At 67.0% G+C, this 24,870-nt stretch carries 27 protein-coding genes; 16 read left to right on the forward strand and 11 right to left on the reverse strand.

From position 1 onward, the window contains the following. Positions 1-16 precede the first annotated feature (16 nt). The 7 genes from KME82_RS12020 to KME82_RS12050 all read left to right on the forward strand — a co-directional run bounded on the left by KME82_RS12020 (position 17) and on the right by KME82_RS12050 (position 7,490). Positions 17-853 (forward strand): ABC transporter ATP-binding protein, encoded by an 837-nt coding sequence (locus KME82_RS12020; RefSeq protein WP_215498710.1) that lies wholly within the window; start codon positions 17-19, stop codon positions 851-853. Beyond that, the gene (locus KME82_RS12025) at positions 834-1,610 is read left to right on the forward strand and encodes an ABC transporter permease (RefSeq protein ID WP_215498711.1); all 777 of its coding nucleotides are present in this window, start codon (positions 834-836) and stop codon (positions 1,608-1,610) included. Before KME82_RS12020 ends, KME82_RS12025 begins: the two co-directional genes overlap by 20 nt. 172 nt (positions 1,611-1,782) lie before the next feature. Then, positions 1,783-3,177, forward strand: a complete 1,395-nt coding sequence (locus KME82_RS12030) for an OprO/OprP family phosphate-selective porin (protein WP_215499054.1) — start codon at positions 1,783-1,785, stop codon at positions 3,175-3,177. Between the two features lie 101 nt (positions 3,178-3,278). After that, on the forward strand, positions 3,279-3,503 hold the full coding sequence (locus tag KME82_RS12035; protein WP_036102928.1) for an AbrB/MazE/SpoVT family DNA-binding domain-containing protein: 225 nt from the start codon (positions 3,279-3,281) through the stop codon (positions 3,501-3,503). A gap of 4 nt (positions 3,504-3,507) precedes the next feature. Then, on the forward strand, positions 3,508-3,906 hold the full coding sequence (locus KME82_RS12040) for a type II toxin-antitoxin system VapC family toxin (RefSeq protein WP_215498712.1): 399 nt from the start codon (positions 3,508-3,510) through the stop codon (positions 3,904-3,906). Between the two features lie 132 nt (positions 3,907-4,038). Then, positions 4,039-6,639 carry a bifunctional aconitate hydratase 2/2-methylisocitrate dehydratase gene (acnB, locus tag KME82_RS12045; RefSeq protein ID WP_215498713.1) on the forward strand — a complete coding sequence of 867 codons (2,601 nt, stop codon included), beginning with the start codon at positions 4,039-4,041 and terminating at the stop codon, positions 6,637-6,639. Positions 6,640-6,935: 296 nt separating this feature from the next. Continuing rightward, positions 6,936-7,490 (forward strand): hypothetical protein, encoded by a 555-nt coding sequence (locus tag KME82_RS12050; RefSeq protein ID WP_215498714.1) that lies wholly within the window; start codon positions 6,936-6,938, stop codon positions 7,488-7,490. Between the two features lie 312 nt (positions 7,491-7,802). Here KME82_RS12050 and hflD read toward each other — a convergent pair whose 3' ends face one another. From hflD to KME82_RS12070, 4 genes are read right to left on the reverse strand one after another with little or no spacing between them, the layout of a single operon-like run. Beyond that, the gene (gene hflD, locus KME82_RS12055) at positions 7,803-8,411 is read right to left on the reverse strand and encodes a high frequency lysogenization protein HflD (RefSeq protein ID WP_215498715.1); all 609 of its coding nucleotides are present in this window, start codon (positions 8,409-8,411) and stop codon (positions 7,803-7,805) included. Further along, positions 8,411-9,553 carry a tRNA 2-thiouridine(34) synthase MnmA gene (gene mnmA, locus KME82_RS12060; protein WP_215498716.1) on the reverse strand — a complete coding sequence of 381 codons (1,143 nt, stop codon included), beginning with the start codon at positions 9,551-9,553 and terminating at the stop codon, positions 8,411-8,413. Before mnmA ends, hflD begins: the two co-directional genes overlap by 1 nt. A gap of 5 nt (positions 9,554-9,558) precedes the next feature. Beyond that, entirely contained in the window at positions 9,559-10,053 is a 495-nt protein-coding gene (locus KME82_RS12065) for an NUDIX hydrolase (RefSeq protein WP_215498717.1), read from the reverse strand. A 1-nt stretch (position 10,054) separates the two neighbouring features. Next, entirely contained in the window at positions 10,055-10,657 is a 603-nt protein-coding gene (locus tag KME82_RS12070; RefSeq protein ID WP_215498718.1) for a YbjN domain-containing protein, read from the reverse strand. 179 nt (positions 10,658-10,836) lie between these two features. On the opposite strand from KME82_RS12070, the gene clpS reads away from it, so the two are divergent. The 4 genes from clpS to KME82_RS12090 all read left to right on the forward strand — a co-directional run bounded on the left by clpS (position 10,837) and on the right by KME82_RS12090 (position 14,417). Next, entirely contained in the window at positions 10,837-11,157 is a 321-nt protein-coding gene (gene clpS, locus KME82_RS12075) for an ATP-dependent Clp protease adapter ClpS (protein WP_215499055.1), read from the forward strand. Between the two features lie 89 nt (positions 11,158-11,246). After that, complete coding sequence (gene clpA / locus KME82_RS12080) at positions 11,247-13,526, forward strand: ATP-dependent Clp protease ATP-binding subunit ClpA (protein WP_056114769.1); 2,280 nt, start codon at positions 11,247-11,249, stop codon at positions 13,524-13,526. Positions 13,527-13,950: 424 nt separating this feature from the next. Beyond that, entirely contained in the window at positions 13,951-14,145 is a 195-nt protein-coding gene (locus KME82_RS12085; protein ID WP_215498719.1) for a hypothetical protein, read from the forward strand. Positions 14,146-14,207: 62 nt separating this feature from the next. Continuing rightward, complete coding sequence (locus tag KME82_RS12090; protein WP_215498720.1) at positions 14,208-14,417, forward strand: hypothetical protein; 210 nt, start codon at positions 14,208-14,210, stop codon at positions 14,415-14,417. Between the two features lie 179 nt (positions 14,418-14,596). On the opposite strand, the gene KME82_RS12095 is transcribed toward KME82_RS12090, so the two are convergent. Both KME82_RS12095 and KME82_RS12100 read right to left on the reverse strand, forming a co-directional pair. Further along, a complete protein-coding gene (locus KME82_RS12095) occupies positions 14,597-14,947 on the reverse strand; it encodes a hypothetical protein (RefSeq protein ID WP_215498721.1) in 351 nt (116 codons plus the stop codon). A 99-nt stretch (positions 14,948-15,046) separates the two neighbouring features. Further along, positions 15,047-15,436, reverse strand: coding sequence for a hypothetical protein (locus KME82_RS12100; protein WP_215498722.1), 390 nt, complete (start codon positions 15,434-15,436; stop codon positions 15,047-15,049). Here KME82_RS12100 and KME82_RS12105 point away from each other — a divergent pair. The 3 genes from KME82_RS12105 to KME82_RS12115 all read left to right on the forward strand — a co-directional run bounded on the left by KME82_RS12105 (position 15,435) and on the right by KME82_RS12115 (position 16,343). Then, positions 15,435-15,632: a hypothetical protein gene (locus KME82_RS12105; RefSeq protein ID WP_215498723.1), complete on the forward strand. Its 198-nt coding sequence runs from the start codon at positions 15,435-15,437 to the stop codon at positions 15,630-15,632. The two genes, KME82_RS12100 and KME82_RS12105, sit on opposite strands and share 2 nt — an antisense overlap. 111 nt (positions 15,633-15,743) lie before the next feature. Then, the gene (locus KME82_RS12110; protein ID WP_215498724.1) at positions 15,744-15,956 is read left to right on the forward strand and encodes a hypothetical protein; all 213 of its coding nucleotides are present in this window, start codon (positions 15,744-15,746) and stop codon (positions 15,954-15,956) included. A 189-nt stretch (positions 15,957-16,145) separates the two neighbouring features. Next, positions 16,146-16,343 (forward strand): hypothetical protein, encoded by a 198-nt coding sequence (locus KME82_RS12115; protein ID WP_215498725.1) that lies wholly within the window; start codon positions 16,146-16,148, stop codon positions 16,341-16,343. Between the two features lie 83 nt (positions 16,344-16,426). Here KME82_RS12115 and infA read toward each other — a convergent pair whose 3' ends face one another. The 5 genes from infA to trxB form a co-directional block, all read right to left on the reverse strand. Continuing rightward, positions 16,427-16,645 (reverse strand): translation initiation factor IF-1, encoded by a 219-nt coding sequence (gene infA, locus KME82_RS12120; RefSeq protein ID WP_031372296.1) that lies wholly within the window; start codon positions 16,643-16,645, stop codon positions 16,427-16,429. A gap of 167 nt (positions 16,646-16,812) precedes the next feature. Next, positions 16,813-17,583, reverse strand: a complete 771-nt coding sequence (aat, locus tag KME82_RS12125; RefSeq protein ID WP_215498726.1) for a leucyl/phenylalanyl-tRNA--protein transferase — start codon at positions 17,581-17,583, stop codon at positions 16,813-16,815. 158 nt (positions 17,584-17,741) lie between these two features. Further along, on the reverse strand, positions 17,742-18,917 hold the full coding sequence (locus tag KME82_RS12130; RefSeq protein ID WP_215498727.1) for a GNAT family N-acetyltransferase: 1,176 nt from the start codon (positions 18,915-18,917) through the stop codon (positions 17,742-17,744). A 13-nt stretch (positions 18,918-18,930) separates the two neighbouring features. Then, positions 18,931-19,755 (reverse strand): hypothetical protein, encoded by an 825-nt coding sequence (locus tag KME82_RS12135; protein ID WP_215498728.1) that lies wholly within the window; start codon positions 19,753-19,755, stop codon positions 18,931-18,933. A 3-nt stretch (positions 19,756-19,758) separates the two neighbouring features. Beyond that, positions 19,759-20,712, reverse strand: coding sequence for a thioredoxin-disulfide reductase (gene trxB / locus KME82_RS12140; RefSeq protein WP_215498729.1), 954 nt, complete (start codon positions 20,710-20,712; stop codon positions 19,759-19,761). Positions 20,713-21,173: 461 nt separating this feature from the next. Here trxB and KME82_RS12145 point away from each other — a divergent pair, with 461 nt between their 5' ends. Further along, positions 21,174-22,241 carry an alanine dehydrogenase gene (locus KME82_RS12145; protein WP_215498730.1) on the forward strand — a complete coding sequence of 356 codons (1,068 nt, stop codon included), beginning with the start codon at positions 21,174-21,176 and terminating at the stop codon, positions 22,239-22,241. A 307-nt stretch (positions 22,242-22,548) separates the two neighbouring features. After that, positions 22,549-24,861 carry a DNA translocase FtsK gene (locus KME82_RS12150; RefSeq protein WP_252255800.1) on the forward strand — a complete coding sequence of 771 codons (2,313 nt, stop codon included), beginning with the start codon at positions 22,549-22,551 and terminating at the stop codon, positions 24,859-24,861. The last annotated feature ends 9 nt before the right edge of the window (positions 24,862-24,870 follow it).

The raw sequence follows: 24,870 nt of genomic DNA on the forward strand, positions 1-24,870 counted from the left end.
GATGGGAGCGCACGTCATGGCCACCACCGCCACGGTGCGACAACTGCACCAAGACCCGGCCGGCGCGAACGCCGCCGCCCTGGTCGCGATCGAAGGCATCACCATGTCGTTCGGCGACTTCACCGCGGTGCGCGACGTCGATATCGGCGTCGGCGACGGCGAATTCCTCGCGATCGTCGGCCCGACCGGCTGCGGCAAGAGCACCATCCTCAATGCCGTGGCCGGGCTGCTGACGCCGGCCAAGGGCCGTATCGCCATCGACGGCAAGCCGGTCAAGGGCGTGCAGGAAAGCGTGGGCTACCTGTTCCAGCAGGACGCGTTGTTGCCGTGGAAGACCGCCTTGCAGAACGTCGAACTTGGCCTGCGCTTTCGCGGCGTGGCGGCGGCCGAGCGCGAGGCGAGGGCGCGTGCCTGGCTGGCGAAGGTGGGGCTCACCGGGTTCGAGGCGCGCTATCCGCACCAACTCTCCGGCGGCCAGCGCAAACGCGTGCAGATGGCGCAAGCCCTGATCGTGGAGCCCAAGGTGATCCTGATGGACGAGCCGTTCTCGGCCCTGGACATCCACACCCGGCACCTGATGCAGAACGAATTGCTGCGCTTGTGGCAGGAACAGCGCCGCTCGGTGATCTTGATCACCCACGATCTGGAAGAGGCGATCGCCCTGGGCGATCGGGTGGTGGTGCTGTCGGCCGGCCCGTCCAGCCGCGTGGTCGAGAGTTTCCACGTTCCGCTCGACCGCCCGCGCGACGTCGCGGAAATCAAGCTCGACCCGTGTTTCATCGACCTGTACCGCGACATCTGGGCCTGCCTGCGCGGCGAAGTGGAGAAGACCTATGCGCAACAACGTGACTGACCGCATCGTGCAACTGCTGCTGGTCGTGGTGCTGTTCGGCGGCTGGCAGGCCGGCGTATCGGCGCAGATGATCGACCCGTTCTTCTTCCCGGCGCCGATGGCGATCGCGCAGCAGGCCTGGGAGTGGCTGTCCGACCCGGGGTTCTACCAGCACGTCGGGATCACCCTGGCCGAGACCGGGCTGGGCTATGTGATCGGCACGACCCTGGGCGTCGCCGGCGGCGTCTGGCTGGGCCTGAGCCGGCGTTCGGCGCGGATTCTCGATCCCTTCATCAAGGGCTTCAACGCGATTCCGCGCGTGGTGCTGGCGCCGATCTTCGTGCTGTGGCTGGGCCTGGGGCTGTGGTCGAAGGTGGCGCTGGCGGTGACGCTGGTGTTCTTCACCACCTTCTTCAATGCGATGCAGGGCGTGCGCGAGGTCAATCCGACGGTGCTGGCCAACGCGCGCATTCTCGGCGCCGGCCGCAGCGATCTGCTGCGCCACGTGTATTTCCCGGCCGCGGCGAGCTGGATCCTGTCCTCGCTGCGCACCTCGGTCGGCTTTGCCGTGGTCGGCGCGATCATCGGCGAGTACCTCGGCGCGTCGGCGGGGCTGGGCTATCTGATCGCCCAGGCCGAGGGCAACTTCAACGCCGTCGGCGTCTTCGCCGGCATCGCGATCCTGGCCGTGTTCGTGCTGATCATCGACGCCTTCCTGGATATCGCCGAGAACCGCCTGATCGCGTGGCGTCCGAACGCGGCGCGCGAAAGCGCCTGAGCCCGGCCCGCGCGCCGGCCCCGCCGCGGCAGCGCGCCGCGGCGGACATCCACCTCCCTTAGCCGCGGATCTGTCTTGCGACACGAATCCTGGCGCGCAGCGCCAGCGGCGCCTTGTTGCCTGGAGAAAGCTCGTGACGAATCGTTTTGGCTTGCATCCGATCGCATTGGCGATGCTCGTCGCCGCCGCGAGCGGCAGCGGCGAAGTCGCCGCCCAGACCCGCGGGCCGACGCCCGACGCCGCCGAACTGCTGCAACTGGTACAGGCGCAGGCGGCCCGGATCGAACGGCTGGAGCGGCGCCTGGCCGCGGTCGAAGGCGTGGCCGCCGCGACGCCGGCGCCGGCGCCCGCGTCGGCGCCCGAAGCCGTCGGCCTGGCCGCGCGCCTGGACAAGCTCGAACAGGCCCAGGGCAAGCAGCCGAGCGTGAGCTGGAGCAAGGGCGCGCCGCAATTCACCAGCGCCGACGGCCGCGTCGTGTTCCGGCCGCGCGGCCGCGTGTTCCTGGATGCCTCCAGCACCGGCGGCTCCGATTTCGCCGGCCGCAACCTCAGCGGCACCGAAGTGCGTTCGCTGCGCCTGGGCGCCGAGGGCGCGTACGGCGGCATCGGCTGGGTCCTGGAAGGCGACTTCGCCGACAACGGCGTGAGCTGGAAGTCCGCCTACGCGACCTTCGCCCACACGCTGTTCGGCCGCAAGTCGGAATTGAGCGTCGGCAACCGGCTCAACGATCGCGGCATCGACGGTTCCAGCAGCACCTCCAACACGCCGTTCCAGGAGCGCAACGTGGTCGGGACGCTGGTGCTGCCGCAGCGCGGGCTGTTCGGCGTCGGGCTGACCGAACGCGTTTTCGGCCGCGGCTGGCACGCCAGCGTGTCGGTGGCGGGCAACGATCTGGATAACGCCGGCGACGGCAACGACAGCCTGACCTGGGCGGCGCGCGCGCACTGGAATCCGCTCAAGCGCGAGCGCGCGGTCGTGCATCTGGGGGCCTGGGCGTTTCACGAGGACATCGCGGCCGGATCGGCCGGCGTGGTGCGCGCCGCGGCGATCGGCGGCCACTTCAACGACGAGGTCAAGATCGCGCCGGGCAGCGTGACGGGCGCCGAGCGTGGACGCGGCCACGGCGTGGAACTGGCGACGGTGGCCGGCCCGTTCTGGAGTTCGGGCGAATGGGGCTGGCGCCGGATCGAAGGGCTGGACCGCCGCGGCAACTACGCCGCCGACTACGATGCCTATGCCGTCTCCGCCGGCTGGTTTGTGAGCGGCGCCGCGCCGGCCTACGTGGCCGACACCGGCACTTGGGGCCGGGTCAAGGTCGAACGCCCGGTCACGGCCGGCGGACATGGCGCCTGGGAGCTCAAGGCCCGTTACGAAAACGCGGATTTCCGCGATCTGCCCGGCGGCGGCGCCGGCCATGCCTGGACCGTCGGCGCCAACTGGTACCTGAACGACTACAGTCGGCTGATGCTGGACCTGGTGCGCTGGCAGACCGACAACCGTAGCGGCAAGTATCTCGTAGCCGATGAGGGATACACGCTAAATACCCGTCTGCAATTGGTTTTTTGACCGCCGCGGCCGGCGTTCGCAAGCCCGCGGAACCGCTGGGGCCGCCGCCGGTATGCCAGCTCAGGTATGTATAATGCGTACATACCTGCTGGAGCCTGCCCATGGAAGCGACCGTCGCCGAACGAGGCCAGATCACCCTTCCCAAATCGGTGCGCGATGCCCTCGGCCTGACCAAGGGCACGCTGCTGAAGGTCGAGCTGGACGGCAGCCGCATCATCCTGCGCAAGAGCGTCGACGACGCGATCTCCAAGGCGCGCGGCAAGTTCGCCCTGGACGGCTTCGACTCGGCCGCGGACGCCGAGCGCGCGACGCGCGACGAGGAATGAGCCGGTGATCGCGGTCGACTCGCCGGTACTGATCGAACTGCTGAGCGACGGCCCGCAGGCCGACGCGGTCGAGTCCTGCCTGCGCCAAAGCCTGGTCGGCGGCCGCGTGGTGGTGTGCGACATCAGCCTGGCGCAGATCTGCGCGGCGCTGCGCGGCGGCGCCGAAGTGCAGGAAGCGCTGGAAGAAATGGGCATCCATTTCAGCGCGCTGGAAGCCAAGTCGGCGTTGCGCGCGGGCGAGATGCATCGCCGTCACCGCCAGCGCGGCGGCGGACCGCGCGGCCTCGGCGATTTCCTGACCGGTGCCCACGCCTTGCTCCAGTGCGACGGCCTGATCACCTGGAACGACACGTTTTACCGCGACTACTTCAAGGGCCTGAAGCTGATCGTGCCGCAAGCCTGAGCCACGTAACACCCGGTTGATCCAATCGCTTGTGTTCTGACCCAAGCGCGTTACCCAACCCGTTTCGCTTTACCCGTTTACCCAGCCCGTCTACTCAAATTTTTCCACCCAGATTCACGCGGAGATTTGTTCATGTTGGAAGCCTATCGCCACCACATCGCCGAGCGCGCCGCGCTGGGCATTCCGCCGCTGCCCCTGACCGCCCAGCAGACCGCCGATGTCATCGAGCTGCTGAAGGCGCCGCCGGCCGGCGAGGAACAGTTCCTGCTCGACCTGATCACCTACCGCGTTCCGGCCGGCGTCGACGACGCGGCCAAGGTCAAGGCCTCGTACCTGGCCGCGCTCGCGCTGGGCAGCGAGAAGAACGCGCTGATCAGCCGCGAACGCGCGACCGAACTGCTCGGCACCATGCTCGGCGGTTACAACATCCTGCCGCTGGTCGAGCTGCTCGACGATGCGCAGGTCGCGCCGATCGCCGCTGAAGCGCTGAAGAAAACCCTGCTCGTGTTCGACGCCTTCCACGACGTGCAGGAAAAGGCCGAGAAGGGCAATGCCCACGCCCGCAGCGTGCTGCAGAGCTGGGCCGACGCGGAATGGTTCACCAGCCGTCCGGAAGTGCCGCAGAGCATGACCGTCACCGTGTTCAAGGTGACCGGCGAAACCAACACCGACGATCTCTCGCCCGCGCCCGACGCGACCACGCGTCCGGACATCCCGCTGCACGCGCTGGCGATGCTCAAGAACAAGCGCGACGGCATCGAGCCGGAAGAGGACGGCAAGCGCGGCCCGATCGCCTTCATCGAATCGCTCAAGGACAAGGGTCACCTCGTGGCCTATGTCGGCGACGTGGTCGGCACCGGTTCCAGCCGCAAGTCGGCGACCAACTCGGTGCTGTGGTTCACCGGCGAAGACATCCCCTTCATCCCGAACAAGCGCTTCGGCGGCGTGTGCCTGGGTTCGAAGATCGCGCCGATCTTCTACAACACCATGGAAGACGCCGGCGCCTTGCCGATCGAACTCGACGTGTCGCAGATGAACATGGGCGACGTGGTCGAACTGCGTCCGTACGAGGGCAAGGCGCTCAAGAACGGCGAAGTCATCGCGCAGTTCGCGCTGAAGTCCGACGTGCTGCTCGACGAAGTCCGCGCCGGCGGCCGCATTCCGCTGATCGTCGGTCGCGGTCTGACCGCGAAGGCGCGCGAAGCGCTCGGCCTGCCGACTTCGACCCTGTTCCGCCTGCCGACCAACCCGGCCGACACCGGCAAGGGTTATTCGCTGGCGCAGAAGATGGTCGGCCGCGCCTGCGGCGTGCCGGAAGTCGATGGCAAGCAGCCGGGCATCCGTCCGGGCACCTACTGCGAGCCGAAGATGACCTCGGTGGGTTCGCAGGACACCACCGGTCCGATGACCCGCGATGAGTTGAAGGATCTGGCCTGCCTGGGCTTCAGCGCAGACCTCGTCATGCAGTCGTTCTGCCACACCGCCGCCTATCCGAAGCCGGTCGACGTCAAGACCCACCACGATCTGCCGGCCTTCATCAGCAACCGCGGCGGCATCGCGCTGCGTCCGGGCGACGGCGTGATCCACTCGTGGCTCAACCGCATGCTGATGCCCGACACCGTCGGCACCGGCGGCGACTCGCATACGCGTTTCCCGGTCGGCATCTCGTTCCCGGCCGGCTCCGGCCTGGTCGCGTTCGCCGCGGCTACCGGCGTCATGCCACTGGACATGCCCGAGTCGGTGCTGGTGCGCTTCAAGGGCGAAATGCAGCCCGGCGTGACCCTGCGCGACCTGGTCAACGCGATTCCGCTCGCCGCGATCAAGAGCGGCCTGCTGACCGTCGCCAAGCAGGGCAAGAAGAACATCTTCTCCGGCCGCATTCTCGAAATCGAAGGGCTGCCGCAGCTCAAGGTCGAGCAAGCCTTCGAACTGTCCGACGCCTCGGCCGAACGTTCCGCCGCCGGTTGCACGGTCAAGCTCGATAAGGAACCGATCATCGAGTACCTGACCAGCAACATCACCCTGCTCAAGTGGATGATCGCCGAAGGCTACGCCGACCCGCGTTCGCTGCAGCGCCGGATCAAGGCGATGGAAGGCTGGCTGGCCAACCCGCAGTTGCTGGAAGGCGATGCCGACGCCGAATACGCCGCGGTCATCGATATCGATCTCAACCAGATCGTCGAGCCGATCGTGGCTTGCCCGAACGATCCCGACGACGTGAAGACCCTGTCGGCGGTGTCCGGCGCGGTCATCGACGAAGTCTTCATCGGCTCGTGCATGACGAATATTGGTCATTTCCGGGCTGCCGCGAAGCTGCTCGAAGGCAAGCGCGACATCCCGACCCGCCTGTGGGTCGCGCCGCCGACCAAGATGGATGCGTCCGAGCTCACCAAGGAAGGCCACTACGGCACCTTCGGCACCGCTGGCGCGCGCATGGAAATGCCGGGCTGCTCGCTGTGCATGGGCAACCAGGCGCAGGCGCGCGAGGGCGCGACGGTGTTCTCGACCTCGACGCGCAACTTCCCGAACCGCCTGGGCCGCAACACCAACGTGTACCTGGGTTCGGCCGAACTCGCCGCGATCTGCTCGCGTCTGGGCCGCATCCCGACCCGCGAGGAGTACATGACCGATGTCGGCGTGCTCAAGGCCGACGGCGACAAGATCTACCGCTACATGAACTTCGATCAGATCGAAGACTACAAGTCGGTCGCCGACACCGTCGCCGCGGCCTGATTCGGCGCTGCGGCAAGCACGGACAAAGCCCCGGCTACGGCCGGGGTTTTTGTTTGCCGGTGCGCTTGTGCCGGCGGCTTTGGCGTTGCTTGAATGCAGGCCGCGACGGCCTCGCTCGTCGTGGTCGCGCAAGCGGGCTCAGCTTTACTTCGGCACAGCCCAATAGCCATGGCGTCGTCCCGCCACGACTTCGCAGTCTGCGGACAGGTCGGCATGGACCGCGTCGATCAAGACGGGCGAGTGGGGGATTTCGCCCCATCCGTTCGTCATCAACCCACCCCGACAAGGATTTCGCAATGAACCGATGCTCGTTCCGTGTCGTATCCGCCGCCGTGCTGGCGACGCTCTTCGCCCTGCCGCTGGCGGCCGCCGCCGAAGACGAAAACTACCGCGACGCGGCGCAAGTGCAGGCCGAACTGGTCAAGGTGCTGACCTGCCAGGCCGATCGCGCCGAATACGAACGATTGGGCAGCGCGCTGACGCCGATCTACTACGAAAAGCCGGCGCAACCGGCGTTGGCGGGATGGAGCCTGGTCAAGGACGAGAATTCCTTCGTCGCGGTGATGAACCTGCCCACGCCGGTGACCGTGTACGGCCATGCGACCAAGCAGGTGATGATGGCGGGCCAGGGCTTGTTGGCGGTGCTGGACGGCGATCACGTCGATGCCTTGTCGGCCGAGTTGAAGCTCACCCCGAGCACCGAACCGCTGGCCCAGCACATCCGCACGCGCACCGTGCGGGTGCAGCCGATCGGCGACGGCATCGAAGCCACGATCGTGCAGACCGTCAGCACGATCACGACCCATCCGGGCAAGACCATGGTGGGCTGCGAATACCGGATGAATTACTGAGGCCGCAACGCGGGCGGACCTCGATTGCAGGCGCTGCGTCCCGTGCGAGTTATTTCGCTCGCCAGTTGCGGCCCCGAAGCCGCGGCACGTGGCGCAATAAGCGTGGTGTCGCAGTCGCGGCTTGCGCCGCTCCTACAGTCGCTCCTCCAAGTCGCGATGCGGCTCGATAGCCCCCTGTAGGAGCTGCGCAAGCTGCGACCGCGGATTGCGCCGTGCGGCGTCAGCTATATGGGGCTTTTCAGGTCACACGCCGCGACGCCCGGATCGCGGCGCCCGCCTCAACTTGAACGACAGCATCGCCGCCGCCAATCCTCAGCCCAACCGCTCCTCGATCGAATCCACCATCGCCCTGCGCCGCAGCAGAATGTCCCAATAGCTGCCGCCCAACTGCCGCCACAGCACCGCCGAACGCACCGAGGCCAGCAGCACGGCGCGCACTTCGGCGACCACGCCGGGCTGGCCGAGGTAATGCGGGTTGCCTTGCACCAGCACGCGCGGACGCAGGTGGCTCAGGGTGTCGGCGTACAGACCGCCCAGGGCGGCGATCACGTCCGGATGGCTGCTGCCGAGGCGATGCGCGGCGGTGGCCTGGTCGTGAATGCTGCGCAGGACCTTGTCGGTCATCGCCTGGTCGCGCACGAAGCGCCGCTCCAGCTGCAACACCGCCATCGCCAGGCGCGGCAGGTGTTCGTCGCTGACCCGATTGACCAGATAGTCCTGCAGCAAGGTCAGGCCCGGGCGCAGGTTGGCGCCGCCGCCGTAGACCGCGGCGGTCGAGGACGCGTCGATTCGGAACACCGAGTCCAGGCAGGTGCCGAGCACGGCCGCGTTGGCCTGGCCGGTATCGGCGATGCGCCGCACCTGGGCCAGGGCCTGGGCGAGGCCGGCGAGGGCGAGAACGCGTTCGGAAAGATCGGCCATTACGAGCTCGCGGTAAGAAAAGAGGGGGATGAAAGCGGCCGGTCGCAGGCCGGCGCGTCGGTCGTGGCGATCACCGCGCCGCCGAGGCAGACCTCGCCGTCGTACAGCACCAGCGACTGCCCCGGGGTGACCGCGCGCTGCGGTTCGCCGAACACGACCTCCACGCTGCCGTCGTCGAGCACCGTGACCTCGCAGTCCTGGTCGGCCTGGCGATAGCGGGTCTGTGCGGTGCAGGCGAAACGCGCCGCGGGCGGGGCGCCGGCGATCCAGTGCGCGGTTTCCGAACGCAGCCGCTGCGAGTGCAGCCACGGGCTGTCGCTGCCCTGGTCGACGTACAGCACGTTGCTGGCCACGTTCTTGCCGACCACGTACCACGGCGCCGGTTCGAACCCGCGCACGCCGCCGATGTTGAGGCCCTCGCGCTGGCCCAGAGTGAAGTAGAACACCCCGGCATGCGTACCGACCACGCGCCCGTCCGGGGTGCGGATCTCGCCTTGCTTCGCCGGCAGATAGCGCGACAGGAACTCGCGGAAATCGCGCTCGCCGATGAAACAGATGCCTGTGGAATCCTTCTTCGCCGCGGTCGGCAGCGCGGCCATGCGCGCCATCTCGCGCACATCGCGCTTGAGCAGTTCGCCGAGCGGGAACTTGGTCGCCGACAGCTGCGCCTGGCCCAACTGGTGCAGGAAATAGCTCTGGTCCTTGCCGCGGTCGAGCGCGCGCAGCAGGCGGAAGCGACCGTCGGGCGCCTGGTCGACCCGCGCGTAATGGCCGGTCGCGATGTAGCGCGCGCCCAGTTGCTGCGCGGCGTCGAGGAAATGCTTGAACTTGATTTCGCGGTTGCACAGCACGTCCGGATTCGGCGTGCGGCCGGCCGCGTATTCGGCGACGAAGTGTTCGAACACCCCGGCCCAGTACTCGCCGGAAAAATCGCGGAAGTGGATCGGCAGCCCCAGCCGGCCGGATACGGCGACTGCATCGCGGCGGTCGTCCTCGGCGCGGCAGTCGCCGCTTCCGTCGTCGGCCCAGTTCTGCATGAACAATCCCGACAGGGCTTCGCCGGAATCGCGCAGCAACAGCGCGGCGACCGAGGAATCGACCCCGCCCGACATGCCCACGATGGTGTCCGCCGACCCTGCCATGACGGTCACAGCGGTTCGGGCGAGACCATGTGCTGCACCAGGTCCAGCGAGTGGCGGCGTCCGCCCAGGTAGTCGGCGACGACCTGCCAGACCAGCGGGCCGCGGTGCTGCGGCGCGCGCGCCTGCAGTTCGGCCGGGGTCATCCACAGCGCCTGCACGATGCCTTCGTCCAGCGCTCGGTCGGCGTGGTGCCGGACCGGCTCGGCGGCGAAGGCGAAACGCAGGTAATGGCGGCCGCCGGAACCGTCGGGCTGCAACGGTGCTTTCCACTGGTAGGCGCCGACGAACGCGGTCAGGCGCACGTCCCAGCCGGTTTCCTCCAGGGTCTCGCGCAGCGCGGCGTCGAGCAGGCTTTCGTCGGGTTCCAGGTGCCCGGCGGGCTGGTTGATCACCAACTGTCCGCCGACCGTCTCTTCGACCATCAGCAGGCGGCCGCCCTCGACCACGATCGTGGCGACGGTGACGTCGGGTTGCCAGAAACGGCCTTCGCGGTAGCTCACGTCAGAATTCGTCCTTGCCGGGCGTGAGCAGGGCTTCCATCTGGTCGGCGGCGCGGACCACGTAGTCGATGGCGTCGTCTAGGTCGTCCTGGGCCGCGCCGGCATCGAGCTTGACCACGAACACCGCGACCCCGTCCTGCTTGACCCAGCCGCCCATCTTGCTCAGGTGGCTGTCCTCGAGCAGGCGGTTGGCGACATCGGCCGGAAAGTCCTGGTCGGCGCCGCGGTAACCCGGCGACCAGACCTCGCGCACCTGCAGGTTGCCGTAGCTCTGGGTGCTGGAGAGCACGTAGGCCATCTGGCTGCGCTTGCCGTCCAGGCCGAAGGTCAGGACGAAATCGCCGTCCTCGTCGACCTGGTACTTGTAGCCCAGCGCGTCGAGCTGCTGGCGGATGCGCGCATCGCCGGCCTTGGACGCGTTGGCGTCGGGCTCGGCCCGGGCCGCGTCGCCGCGATCGCTCCTGGCTTCCACCTGGCTGGCTTGAGCCTGCTTGGCCTGCGTTTGCTTGGGCGCCGCCTGGGCGGCCGGTTCGGCGGCGGCGAAAGCGGCCACCGGCGACAGCGCGAGCAGGGCGACGGGCAGCAGACAACGGGGCAGGCGCATGAAGGTCCTTGAATTCGACGGCGGCGGCGCAATTGAGTCCGACGGCTCCGACACAGATGGCGGCGCTGCGGCATTTTGCAATGCGGCCGTGCGGTGCGTCCATGTCGCCACGCGGCCGCCGCGCGCCCGCGCCACCTCCACCCCACGCCCGGATCGGGGCAGCGGTCTATAATCGTCCGATGGCAAAACAGACCGAACACGAACACAGTCACGGCGTGCTGGTGGAAACCGGCAAGCCCGAAGTCGCCCGTCCGCCGCTGTATTCCGTACTGCTGCTTAACGACGATTACACCCCGATGGACTTCGTTGTCGAGGTCCTGACCCGCTTTTTCCCGATGAATGTCGAAAAAGCGACCCAGATCATGCTCCATGTGCATACCCGCGGCCGCGGCGTATGCGGGATTTTCACCCGCGAAGTGGCCGAGTCGAAGGTCGCCCAGGTGAACGAATTTTCAAGACTGCATCAGCACCCCTTGCTGTGCACGATGGAAAGGGCCTAAAAGGGAGCTGTCGCACCCGTTGGGGCGGGGCATGGAAAAGCCGGCGAGCGCCCCCACGTAGCGTGCATACGTTCTGGAGGCTACGCCCCATGTTCAGCAAGGATCTCGAATACAGCATCGGCCAGTGCTACAAGCGCGCCCGCGAAGCGCGCCATGAGTACATGACGGTCGAACACCTGCTGCTCGCATTACTCGACAACCCCTCGGCCGAGGCCGTGCTCAAGGCGACCGGCGCCGACTTCCTGCGCCTGCGCAGCGATCTCGAGCAGGCCATCGCGACCTCGGTCCAGGTCCTGCCCGACGATGTCGACCGCGACACCCAGCCCACCCTCGGTTTCCAGCGGGTGCTGCAGCGCGCGGTCTACCACGTCCAGTCCTCGGGCAAGAAGGAAGTCACCGGCGCCAACGTGCTGGTGGCGATCTTCGGCGAGAAGGACTCGCACGCGGTCTACTTCCTCAACCAGCAGGACGTGGCCCGGCTCGACGTGGTCAATTACCTGTCGCACGGCATCGTCAAGCACAGCGCCGAAGACGGGCAGGGCCACCACGAGGAAGAGGCCAAGCCGCCGGAAGGCCCGGACAGCGAAGGCAAGTCCGACGCCCTGGCCGAGTTCGCCAGCAACCTCAACCAGCTCGCCCGCGAGGGCAAGATCGACCCGCTGGTCGGGCGCGGCGACGAAGTCGAGCGCACCATCCAGGTGCTGTGCCGCCGGCGCAAGAACAACCCGCTCTACGTCGGCGAGGCCGGCGTGGGCAAGACCGCGATCGCCGAAGGCCTGGCCAAGCGCATCGTCGACGGCGAAGTGCCCGAAGTGCTGCGCAACGCGACCATCTACGCCCTCGACCTGGGCGCGCTGGTCGCCGGCACCAAGTACCGCGGCGATTTCGAAAAGCGCCTCAAGGCCGTGCTCGCGCAGCTCAAGAAGCAGCCCGAGTCGATCCTGTTCGTCGATGAGATCCACACCATCATCGGCGCCGGCTCGGCCAGCGGCGGCACCATGGACGCGAGCAACCTGATCAAGCCGGCGCTGTCCTCGGGCGAGCTGCGCTGCATCGGTTCGACCACGTTCCAGGAATACCGCGGCATCTTCGAAAAGGACCGCGCGCTGGCGCGGCGCTTCCAGAAGATCGACATCGTCGAGCCGACGGTGGGCGAAACCTACGAAATCCTGCAGGGCCTCAAGCCCAAGTACGAATCGCACCACGGCGTGACCTACGCCGACGAGGCGTTGCAGGCCGCGGTGGATCTGTCGGTCAAGCACATCGGCGACCGGCTGCTGCCGGACAAGGCGATCGACGTGATCGACGAGGCCGGTGCCCGGCAACGGCTGCTGCCCGAGTCGGCGCGCAAGGCGGTGATCGACATCGAGGAAGTCGAGATGATCGTGGCCAAGATGGCGCGCATCCCGACCAAGCAGGTCTCGGCCAACGACAAGGACGTGCTGCGCAATCTCGAGCGCAACCTCAAGATGGTGATCTTCGGCCAGGACCCGGCGATCGAGACGCTCGCCTCGGCGATCAAGCTCGCGCGCTCGGGGCTGGGCAATCCGGACAAGCCGATCGGCAACTTCCTGTTCTCCGGCCCGACCGGCGTGGGCAAGACCGAGGTGACCAAGCAGCTCGCGCTGCAACTGGGCATCGAGCTGGTGCGCTTCGACATGTCCGAGTACATGGAGCCGCATTCGGTCAGCCGCCTGATCGGCGCGCCTCCGGGCTACGTCGGTTTCGACCAGGGCGGCCTGTTGACCGAGAAGATCGTCAAGACCCCGCACTGCGTGCTGCTGCTGGACGAGGTCGAGAAGGCGCATCCGGACATCTTCAACATCCTGTTGCAGGTCATGGACCGCGGCACCTTGACCGATACCAACGGTCGCGAAGCCAACTTCAAGAACGTGATCGTGGTGATGACGACCAATGCCGGCGCGGCGCAGGCCTCGCGGCGCTCGATCGGCTTCACCAAGCAAGATCACTCCACCGATGCGATGGAGTCGATCCGCAAGGCCTTCACCCCGGAATTCCGCAACCGCCTCGACGCGGTGGTGCAGTTCCAGGCGCTGGGCTTCGAGCACATCCTGCGGGTGGTGGACAAGTTCCTGATCGAGCTGGAAAGCCAGTTGCACGAGAAGAACGTGACCTTGACCGCCACGCCGACCGCGCGCGACTGGCTGGCCCAGCACGGCTTCGATCCGCTGATGGGCGCACGTCCGATGGCGCGCGTGATCCAGGACAAGATCAAGCGTCCGCTGGCCGACGAACTGCTGTTCGGCAAGCTCATCGACGGCGGCCGGGTCACCATCGACGTCGCCAACGACGAACTGGTGGTCGAGGCGCACGCCGAGCCGGAGAAGCTGTTGCCGGCGACGGTGTGATCCGACGCCGCGGCTTGCGGCGGCATGAGAGAGAGGCGGCCTTCGGGCCGCCTTTTTCGTTCGTGGAGATGCGGTCGCGGGGTCTGGCGTGGCGCGGTGGCTGCAAGGCGCGTGCCGCGCTACGTGACGATCGCCGCGCCGTTCGCCACTGCGCAATGTCGGCTTGGATGCATCGCGCGTCGGCCGCCTTGGGATAGCGATCGAATCGCGACGCGTACCGTGCTGCACCGCGCAACATCGCAACGTGATCGAGTGCGCGAAACGCGTCGCGCGTCGCAACTGCGGCGTCTGCCGCCGCATGCGACCTGTCGGTTCTGCCAGGGCTCGCCAGCGCGAAGCGATGCCGGTGCTAGCGTCCAGTCGCCCGCGGATTGCGGGCGGCGGCCTGGCTGGCCGCTTTCACTGGAAACAGGAGTCCGATTCGATGAAGAAACGCTCTCTCGCGGCCTTGGCCGCGTTCGTGTTCGGCTGCGCCGTGGTCACCACCGCGATGGCCGCCGATGCCTGCGATACCTGCTGGGTGCGCTACAACAAATGCGTCAACTCCGGTGTGCAGAACTGCGACTACCAGCTCTCGCAGTGCCTGACCCGGTACGGCTGCCCGAATCCGCCGTGGTGAGTGGCGCGCTCGACCTAGCGCGCCGGTGCGTGTTGTCCGCGATGCATGGATAAGGAGGTTGCATGAAGTCCCGCAAGACCCTGTTCGCGGCGTTGGCCGCGTTCGCGTTTTCCGCGTCGGTGGTCGCGGCGGTTCCGCCGCCGCTGAACCCCTGCAAGCAATGCCGTGCGCAATATCAAAGCTGCATGAACAACGGCGGCACCGACGGCAGCCGCGATTGCGAGACGCCCTTCAGTCAATGCCTGATTGCGGCGGGCTGTCCGCTGGAGTGAGATCGGCTGGAGTAAGCAGCGCGCGCGGGTCCGGCACGGGCCCGCGCGTTTCGCGCCATCTCGGCTGGGCCGAGGGCGCTCGCGTTCGCACCGGATACGAAAAAGGCGGCCTTGCGGCCGCCTTTTCGCTTCGGACGCTCGCCACGCTGGACTCAAGCGGCAAGCGCAATAGCGCGGGCTCAGCGCTGACGACGGTAACGGTCGTAGGCGGCCTCGTCGATCTTGTCGACCTTGGCGACGTCGCAGGTGTCGCGCGCGGTCTTGACCACGCTGCCGCTCGGGCACAGGCGGTTGGCCTGCTGCTCGCTGGAGATTTCCATCTTGTTGGTGGTGGTCAGGTCCGAACAGGTCTGGCGGAAGCCGACGCGATAGAACTCGCTGTCGTGCTTGACCACGACGAACTGCGCGCCGGCGCGCGAGATCTGCGAGCTGTCGCCCAGGTCGACGCAGGAATCGAGCGTGGCCGCGGACGCTGCGGTGGCGGACAGGCTCAGCAGACAGGTAAGGGTGACGGTACGTAGCAGCGACATTGGGGGCGTCCTCGATGGGGCTGGCTCGGATTGAGCTTGCCGCGAAATCTAGACGCATCGCACGCATATGGAATCTGAAAGAAGTCGCTATGACCTTCGTCACTGTATGCGATCGGCTGTAAACCATCGGCCCGTTGCATGCATCGTGCATTGTTGCAGGTCAGATGCGAGTGGGCGGATTTTCGCATCGATGAGCGCGCGGAGTTTGCCGAAACGGTTGAGTCGCGCGCTGTTTGCGTGGATTGCGTCGTCGTCGCGACTGCGCGGCTGCGACGGCGGGCGAGCGTGCTTCGTGATCGAGTCGTCGCTTCGATGCCCGCGCTCGGATTTTTTCATCGTTCGCCGGACGTCGTCGCGAGCATGCGGCGCATCGGCATGCCGCAGTGCAGCTCGATTCGCCCGCCGCGACGGTGCTAGCGTGCGACCGGCCCGCAAGGCGCGGGCGGCCGTCCTGAGCGACGGCCTGACCGATCCGGAGACGATCATCATGAAACTGTCCAAACCCGCGTTAGCGGCGCTCGCCGCCTTCGTGTTCGGTTGCGGCGCGTTTACCACCGCGAGTTCCGCGGTCAATCCCTGCCAGGTCTGCCACGACCTGTACAACCGCTGCATGCAACTGGGCCAGCTCGATTGCGAGTACAAGCGCGACGACTGCCTGCGCCGCAGGAACTGCCCCCTGCAGTAACCGTCCCGGCCGCTCGCACGCACCGGGATTCGCCACTGCGACCGCGTTCGCGGCGCAGCCACTCCGGCCGGGGCCGCGGTCCCGCGCCGATCCATGGAAAAGGAGCACCACATGAACTTGCGCAAGCTCACCCTGACCGCCGTCGTCGCCTTCGTCTTCGCCGGCTCGGCCGTCGCCTTCGCCCGTCCGCCGCTCAACCCCTGCCGCGAATGCCGCATCGCCTACAACGTGTGCATGAGCGAAAGCGGCGGCCCGCAAGACGACATGGTCTGCGAAAGCGACTTCAGCGCCTGCCTGATCGGGGCGGGTTGCCCGTTGGAGTAAGCGCCGGCGGTTGAGCGGGGCGCGATGCGGGCGATGCCCGCTCGTGCATCACGGGCGCGGCCGAACTGGGCGCCCGGTCACGGGCCCCGGCCAGGATCGGGCCTAGGCTCGCCGGTCCGCGACCGATCGTTGCGGACCGGCGGGCGCTCGCACGCTCGCCGCGCCACTCAAGGAATAGGGAGGTTCACCATGACGTTGAAGCATCTGTCGCTGAGCGCATTGGCCGGGTTCGTGTTCGCCGGCTCGCTGGTCGCCAGCGCGGGCGCCGCGCCGGTCAATCCTTGTACGGCCTGCTGGCAGGCCTACGACCGCTGCAACCTGACCACCGCGACCGACTGCGAGACCAAGTTGATCGCGTGTCAGCGCCGTAACAACTGCCCGGTGTAAGGGCGGCCGGCGCGCCCGGCCCCGGCCGAGACGCAGGCATGAAAAAGGCGGCCAATGGCCGCCTTTTTCGATAGTTACCGCGATTACTTCATGCGGTAGGTGATGCGGCCCTTGGTGAGGTCGTAGGGCGTCATCTCCACCTTGACCTTGTCGCCGGTCAGGATGCGGATGTAGTTCTTGCGCATGCGACCCGAGATGTGGGCGATGATTTCGTGCCCGTTTTCGAGACGCACACGGAACATGGTGTTCGGAAGAGTTTCCGCCACCGTGCCCTCGAATTCGATCACGTCGTCTTTTGCCATGTGGTTCTCAAGGAGGAGTCGCGATGTCGCGAGGATGGGCGTCGCGCGCCCGCGAAGCCGCACATTCTGCCACGGCAACGGCCCCGGCGCAAAAAAACCGTTAACTCCGCCCGCGGGCCGTCGATCGGCGACGGCGCGGCATGGCGCAATGGCAGGCTGCGCGGTGCTCAGGCGCCTGCGTGCGGCGCGTCATCCCCGGCCGGGTCGGCCAGCGCGCGGGCGGGGTAGTCGCCGAAATGCGCGGTCCACGGCCCCGATGCGAATCCCGGCAGCGCGGTCAGCCGCTCGACCTGGGCCAGGAACTGCGTCCGCGGCATCGACACCGCGCCCAGGCTCAGCAGGTGCGGGTTCTCGACTTGGCCGTCGAGCAGCGGCCAGCCCCAGGCATGCAGATGCCGGGCCAGGGCCGCGATCGCCACCTTGGAACCGCCCGGGCGGGCGCTGAACATGCTTTCGCCGAAGAACATCCGGCCGATCGCGATGCCGTACAGGCCGCCGACCAATTCGTGGCCGTCGTAGACCTCGATCGAATGCGCATGCCCGAGCCGGTGCATGGCGACATAGGCCTCGCGCAGTTCGTCGTTGATCCAGGTGCCGTCCTGGCCCGGCCGCGGTGCCTGCGCGCAGGCGGCGATGACCTGCTCGAACGCGGTATCGGCGCGCACCACCCAGTCGCTGCGTCGCAGCGCGCGGCGGAACTTGGACGCCAGCCGCACCGCGTCGGTGCGGAACACGGTGCGCGGGTCGGGGCACCACCACAGCAACGGATAGCCGTCCGACGGCCACGGGAAGATGCCGTGGCGGTAGGCGTTGAGCAGGCGTTCGGGGCGAAAGTCGCCGCCCACCGCGAGCAGCCCGTCGGGCTCGCGCAGCGCCTGTTCGCCCGGAGGGAACGGCGCGGCGGGGTCGGGGGCCAGCAGGAAGGGGAGGCGGCGCATTTTGTTCGGGAGTCGGGAATGGGGAATGGGGAATCGGGAAACGTAAAAGCGGGTGGCGCAGATGCTGGAAGACGATCTGACCTTCGGAACGTGATTGTGGCTGGTCAACGATGCCAGAATCTCAACGATTCCCGATTCCCGATTCCCGACTCCCGCCCTCACTTGAACGGCGAATGCGCACTCAACGTCTGCGCATAGCGCCGGACCGAAGCCGCCTCGTCGCGGCACCACGGCCGCAGGGCGTCGCGGAAGCCGGGGTGGGCGATCCAGTGGCGGCTATGCACGAAGCTCGGCAGGAAGCCGCGTGCGAGTTTGTGTTCGCCCTGGGCGCCGGGTTCGAATCGGGCGAGCCCTTCGCGCAGGCAGTAGTCGATGCCCTGGTAGTAGCAGGTCTCGAAGTGCAGCCCGGGCAGGTTGACCTCGCTGCCCCAGTAGCGGCCATACAAGGTGTCGCCGCCGCGCAAGCACAGGGCGCCGGCGATCGCTTCGCCGTCGCGCTGGGCCAGGAAGATCACCAGCGACCGCGGCATTTCGCGGGCGAGATGCTGGAGGAACTCCAGGGTCAGCGCGGCGTGGTTGCCGTATTCGGCGAAAGTGGTCAGGTAGAAGCGGTGCATCGTCGCCAGATCGTCGGCGCTGGCGTCGCGGCCCTCGACGACGCGGAAGGTCACTCCGGCGCGCGCGACCTTGGCCCGCTCCTGGCGGATGTTCTTGCGGTGCTTGTGATCGAACGCGGCCAGGAATTGCTCGAAGTCGTTCCAGCGCTGGCCTTGTGCATCGGGCAAGTTGCGCCAGTGGTATTGCACGTCGATGCGCGGCAGCCAGTCGCCACCGGCATCGTCGCCGTCGAACAACGAATCCTCGTCGTGCCTGTGGAAGTTCACATGCGCCGACGACAGCTTCTGCCGCGCGCACAACTGCGCCATCGCCGCGATCAGTACCCGCCGGTGGTCGTCGTCGCGCGCGAGCAGGCGCGGGCCGGTGACGGGCGAGTAGGGCACCGCCGCGAGCCATTTGGGGAAATAGTCCAGGCCGTGCTGCGCGTAGGCATGGGCCCAGGCGTGATCGAACACGAATTCGCCGTGCGAGTTCTGCTTGAGATACGCCGGCATCGCCGCGATCAGCGTGTCGCCGTCCCACACGGTCAGGTGATGCGGCGCCCAGCCCCAGTCTTCGCGCAGGCAGCCGTGAATTTCCATGCCGTGCAGGAAAGCATGAGCGATGAAGGGATTGGTGCCGTCGTGCAGGGCGTCCCATTGCGCCGCGTCGATTTCGCTCAGCGAACCCAACAGGCGCAGTTGCAGCGAGGCGTCGCTGTGTTCGCGGTTCGCCATTGGTGTCATCGGATCAAGGTTTTGCCGCAGCGCCGAATGTCAAAGGCACCCGTAGTGCCGGCTGACTGCAATCCAGGCCGTCGACAGGAAGCATCGCAGCGACGCCGTTGAGCAGGTTGAGCACGGCTTCGCGATTGACCGTCTCGGGCGTCGGCTCAAGCTGCACGCTCTTTTCGCAGGTTGGGTAGCGCGCGATCACCTTGATCGGTGTGGCGGAGGGCGAGTTGACGAGTTTCTTGGCCGAACTCAAGCGCGCTTCGAGCAGGTCTTGTAGTGCGATGGTGTAAACGGCGCTGCTTTTTTGATCGTCGCCGGGCTCTTTGGCGACGCCATCGGCCTGCGCACGGGGCTTGAGCTTTCCGGCTTCGACCATCAGCGGATAAGCCCTTAGCAAGGAGGCGGGTTGGCCGTCCCAGCCCAGGACTCGATACATGGCGAGCAAATATGGCGCTTCACTGTCGCCATTGGCCTGGGCAATATTGAGATACTCCAGTCCGCGTTCGAGCTTTTCCGGCGCGTACTCGAAGCCATCCAACCGGCACTGCGCCCAAATCACGCCAAGCCACGCGCGGGCCTTGGCATCGCCAGACTGCGCGGCCTGTTCAACCACGTTGCGCTGTTCGAACAGCGCCTTGAACATTTGCAGGAAGGACGACTTCGCGGCAGGGTCGTACATCAGCTTGAATGCAGCGGGGCTGACGGTCTGCCGCCCCTGTTCGATGAACTCTGCCTGGTTGAGGCAAACCGGATTGGGTGGATTGGCGGCCGAAGCCCATCCGGGTGCGCATGCCGCGAGCGCGATGGTCAGCGCCAGCCATTTCCCGGACCGGTGCGCCATCGATCAGGCGTCCTTGTCGAGGAACTTCTCGGCGTCCAGCGCGGCCATGCAGCCGAACCCGGCCGAGGTGATGGCCTGGCGGTAGACCTGGTCGGCGACGTCGCCGGCGGCGAACACGCCTTCGACCGAGGTGCGGGTGGCGTTGCCGTCCAGGCCGGTCTCGATGGTCAGGTAGCCGTTCTTCATCGCCAGTTGGCCTTCGAACAGGCTGGTGTTCGGGGTGTGGCCGATGGCGACGAACAGGCCATGCACGGCGAGGTCGCGGACCGAGCCGTCCTGCACCGACTTGACCCGCACGCCGGTCACGCCGGCGTCGTTGCCGAGCACTTCCTCGACGGTGTGATGCCACACCGGTTCGATCTTGCCGGCCTGGATCTTGGCCTGCAGCTTGTCCTGCATGATCTTCTCCGCGCGCAGGGTGTCGCGGCGATGGATCAGGTAGACCTTGCGGGCGATGTTGGACAGGTACAGCGCTTCTTCGACCGCGGTGTTGCCGCCGCCGATCACCGCCACGTCCTGGTCCTTGTAGAAGAAACCGTCGCAGGTGGCGCAGGCGGACACGCCGCGGCCCTTGAATTCTTCTTCCGACGGCAGGCCGAGGTACTTGGCGGTGGCGCCGGTGGCGATGATCAGCGCATCGGCGGTGTAGTCGCCGCTGTCGCCCTTGAGCCGGAACGGGCGCTTGGACAAATCCGCGGTGTGGATGTGGTCGAACACGACCTCGGTATCGAAGCGTTCAGCATGCGCCTGCATGCGCGTCATCAGATCCGGACCCATCAGGCCGTGCGCGTCGCCGGGCCAGTTGTCGACTTCGGTGGTCGTCATCAGCTGGCCGCCTTGCTGCAGGCCCGTGATCACCAGCGGCTTGAGGTTGGCGCGGGCGGCGTAGACGGCGGCAGTCCAGCCGGCCGGGCCGGAACCGAGGATGACGACACGGGAGTGCTTCGAAGGGGTCATGTATATAATCGCGGGCAGTTGGGAATGCGCTGAGCGCAGAAGGAATCCTCAGCTTCGGCCATACGCCGGCGTGTAGAAGATTCCGGAACAGGGCATAGCTTGGAGGCGCGGTCCCGGCAACACAAGGCGTATCGCGCCGATGCAACGGTGCGTGCCACGGCACGAGGCCGGCGCTGCGAGCGAACCGCCAAAGCGCACGCTGGCGTATTGCCGGGCGATGGTCGTACAAAGGCCGCCGGGTCGGCCCGCTTAGAGGCACCGATTCGACAAACGGCGTTCCTTGCAATGGCTCGCCGGTCACACGCTTCCGACGCGACTCCCATCAGACACAGCGGCCAAGCTCAGCGATTCCAAGTCAGATCCCAAGCTCAGACGCGACACTTCCCCCACACGACACTCAAGACAACATGGCCAGGGGCGCCGCGCATGCGGCGTTTTTCCAGGCCGCACCGGAGATTGCAATGCGTATCGGCGTACCGAAGGAAACCAAGACTCTCGAAGGGCGCGTCGCGCTCGTTCCGGCCGCGGCCGGCGACCTGGTCAATCGCGGCCACGAGGTCTGGCTGGAGCAGGACGCGGGCATCAAGAGCGGCTTCAAGGACGCCGACTACATCCGCCTGGGGGTGAAGATCGCGCCCGACGCGGCGGCGCTGTACGAAAAGGGCGAGTTGATCGTCAAGGTCAAGGAGCCGATCGCCGGCGACCTGCAGCACCTGCGCAAGGATCACCTGCTGTTCTGCTACCTGCACCTGGCCGCCGAGCCGACCCTGACCAAGCAACTGCTCGACATCGGCCTGACCGGCGTGGCGTTTGAGACCGTCGAGCTGCCCAACGGCGACCTGCCGCTGCTGGCGCCGATGTCGATCATCGCCGGCAAGATCGGCGTGCAGGTCGGCACCCACCTGCTGCACCAGCCCATGAGCGGCAAGGGCAAGCTGCTCGGCGGCCTGCCGTCGACCGAGCGCGGCAAGGTCGTGGTGTTCGGCGCCGGCCAGGCCGGCGGCGCGTCGGCGGCGCTGGCCGCGGCCGGCGGTTCCAACGTGACCGTGTTTGAAATGCGCCAGGACCGCATGGAGCAGATGATGCGCCTGGGCAACAACGTCACCACGCTGTTCCCGTACGTGGACGTGGTCGCGCGCGAAGTGGCTTCGGCCGACCTCGTCATCGGCGCCGTGCTCGTCACCGGCGCACGCGCGCCGCACGTGCTGACCCGCGAAATGCTCAAGGGCATGGAAGACGGCAGCGTGGTGGTCGACATCTCCATCGACCAGGGCGGCTGCTTCGAGACCTCGCGTCCGACCACCTGGAAAGAGCCGACCTACGTGGAAGAGGGCGTGACCCACTTCTGCGTGACCAACATGCCCGGCGCGGTGCCGCAGACCTCCTCGCAGGCGATCTGTGCGGCGATCCTGCCGTGGGTCAACAAGTTGGCCGGCGGCGAGTGGCGCGGCAACCAGGCGCTGGTGCGCGGCATCAATGTGGAAGGCGGCCAGCTGATTCATCCGGCGTTGCAGGGCATGAAGCTGTAACAGCCGGGAATCGGGAGTCGGGAATCGGGAATCGGTTCGGCCGATCCGACCGGGTTCCAGCGCGGGGCGGCAAGGGGACGGGGCTTGATGCTACCGTTCGCTGGCCGCCCTTCGTTTTTGGCGCTGGGGCAAGGCGAATAGCGTTGCGGGGCGGGCGGGAACAGGCGCCGGCCAGCGCTAGGCGCCTACACGCCGATTGCAGCCCTTTCCTGTATATTCAACAACTAACGAAACCATCCTAAGGCAGCACATCACGGTGGCGTCCGCTCCCACAGCCAGTCGCAAGAAGGCCAAGCCACCCGAAGCGGTGAAAAACGCGCCGTCCCCGAAGCGCCAGCGCCTCATGCGCGACATCGCGCTGATCGTGATCGCGCCGCTGCTGCTGTACTTGCTGGCCAGTCTGGTCACCTTCTCGCCAAACGACCCCGGCTGGTCGCATTCGGGTTCGATCACCGCGCCGCTGCACAACCTCGGCGGCCGGGTCGGCGCCTGGATCGCCGACGTGCTGCTCTACCTGTGCGGCTATGTCGCGTTCTTGTTGCCGATCATGCTCGGCGCGATCGCCTGGATCGCCCTGTTCGGCATGGACACCGACGGCGACGGCGAGGCCGATCTCGGCCCGGCGTTGCGCCTGATCGGCATCGTCGGTTTCCTGGTCTCCGCGACCGGCCTGCTGCAACTGCGCTTCGGCCCGGCCGAGGATTTTTCCGCCGGCAGCGGCGGCATCCTGGGCCAGTTGGTCGGGCGTTCGCTGTACTCGGGCTTCGGCCCGGTCGGCGGCAATCTGTTCCTGCTCGCGCTGCTGCTGATCTCGGTGACCCTGGCCACCGGCATCTCGTGGTTCGCGGTGATGGACAAGCTGGGCCAGTGGACCCTGGCGCTCGGCCCGGTGCTGAGCAAGCTGTTCCGCCGCGGCAGCCAGCAGGCGACCGAATGGCGCCAGACCCAGGTCATGCGCGAGGAGCGCGAGGAAGCGCGCAAGGTCGACACCGAGCTGCGCTCCAAGCGCGAGAAGGTCAAGATCGAACCGCCGCCGGCGCCGGTGGTGGAAAAGAGCGAACGCGCCAAGCGCGAGACCCAGATCCCGCTGTTCAACACCGGCGACGGCAGCGGCCTGCCGCCGCTGGCGCTGCTCGACGATCCCAAGCCGCAGCCCAAGGGCTACAGCGAAGAAACCCTGGAAACCCTGTCGCGGCAGATCGAATTCAAGCTCAAGGATTTCCGCATCGATGCCCAGGTCATGGGCGCGTACCCCGGCCCGGTCATCACCCGTTTCGAAGTGCAGCCCGCGCCGGGCGTGAAGGTCAGCCAGATCAGCTCGCTCGACAAGGACATCGCGCGCGGCCTGTCGGTCAAGTCGGTGCGCGTGGTCGACGTGATCCCGGGCAAGTCGGTGATCGGCCTGGAAACGCCGAACACCACCCGCGAAATGATCTTCCTGTCCGAGCTGCTGCGTTCGAAGGAATACGACAAGTCCGGCAGCCCGCTGACCCTGGCGCTGGGCAAGGACATCGCCGGGCGGCCGACCGTGGCCGATCTGGCGCGCATGCCGCATCTGCTCGTCGCAGGCACCACCGGCTCGGGCAAGTCGGTCGCGGTCAACGCGATGGTGCTGAGCCTGCTGTACAAGGCCTCGGCGAAAGAACTGCGGATGCTGATGATCGACCCGAAGATGCTGGAGCTGTCGGTCTACGAAGGCATCCCGCACCTGCTCGCGCCGGTCGTCACCGACATGAAGGAAGCCGCCAACGGCCTGCGCTGGTGCGTGGCCGAGATGGAGCGCCGCTACAAGCTGATGTCGATGGTCGGCGTGCGCAACCTGGCCGGTTTCAACAAGAAGGTCCGCGACGCCGAGGACGCGGGCCAGCCGATGATGGACCCGCTGTTCAAGCCCAATCCGGACCTGGACGAAGCGCCGCGCCAGCTCGAGACCTTGCCGTTCATCGTCATCTTCATCGACGAATTTGCCGACATGATGATGATCGTCGGCAAGAAGGTCGAAGAACTCATCGCCCGTCTGGCGCAGAAGGCGCGCGCGGCCGGCATTCACTTGATCCTCGCCACCCAGCGTCCGTCGGTCGACGTCATCACCGGCCTGATCAAGGCCAACATCCCGACCCGCATCGCGTTCCAGGTGTCGAGCAAGATCGACTCGCGCACCATCCTCGATCAGTCCGGCGCGGAAACCCTGCTGGGCCACGGCGACATGCTGTACCTGCCGCCGGGCACGGCGATGCCCGAGCGCGTGCATGGCGCCTTCGTGTCGGACGAGGAAGTGCATCGCGTGGTCGAGCACCTCAAGCAGATCGGCGGCCGCCCGGATTACATCGAAGGCGTGCTCGACGAAGTGCAGACGATGGGCGACGGCACCGTGGTCGGCGCGACCGGCCTGCCGGAAACCGCGAGCAGCGGCGGCGACGAATCCGATCCGCTGTACGACGAGGCGGTGCGCATCGTCACCGAGACGCGTCGTGCTTCGATCTCCGGCGTGCAGCGGCGCCTGAAGATCGGCTACAACCGCGCCGCGCGCCTGATCGAGGCGATGGAAGCGGCCGGCATCGTCACCCCGCCCGAGCACAACGGCGACCGCAGCGTGCTGGCGCCGCCGCCGCCGAAGTAAACGGTTGCC

The organism is Lysobacter capsici, assembly GCF_018732085.1.
In the GTDB taxonomy this organism is placed as follows: domain Bacteria; phylum Pseudomonadota; class Gammaproteobacteria; order Xanthomonadales; family Xanthomonadaceae; genus Lysobacter; species Lysobacter capsici_A.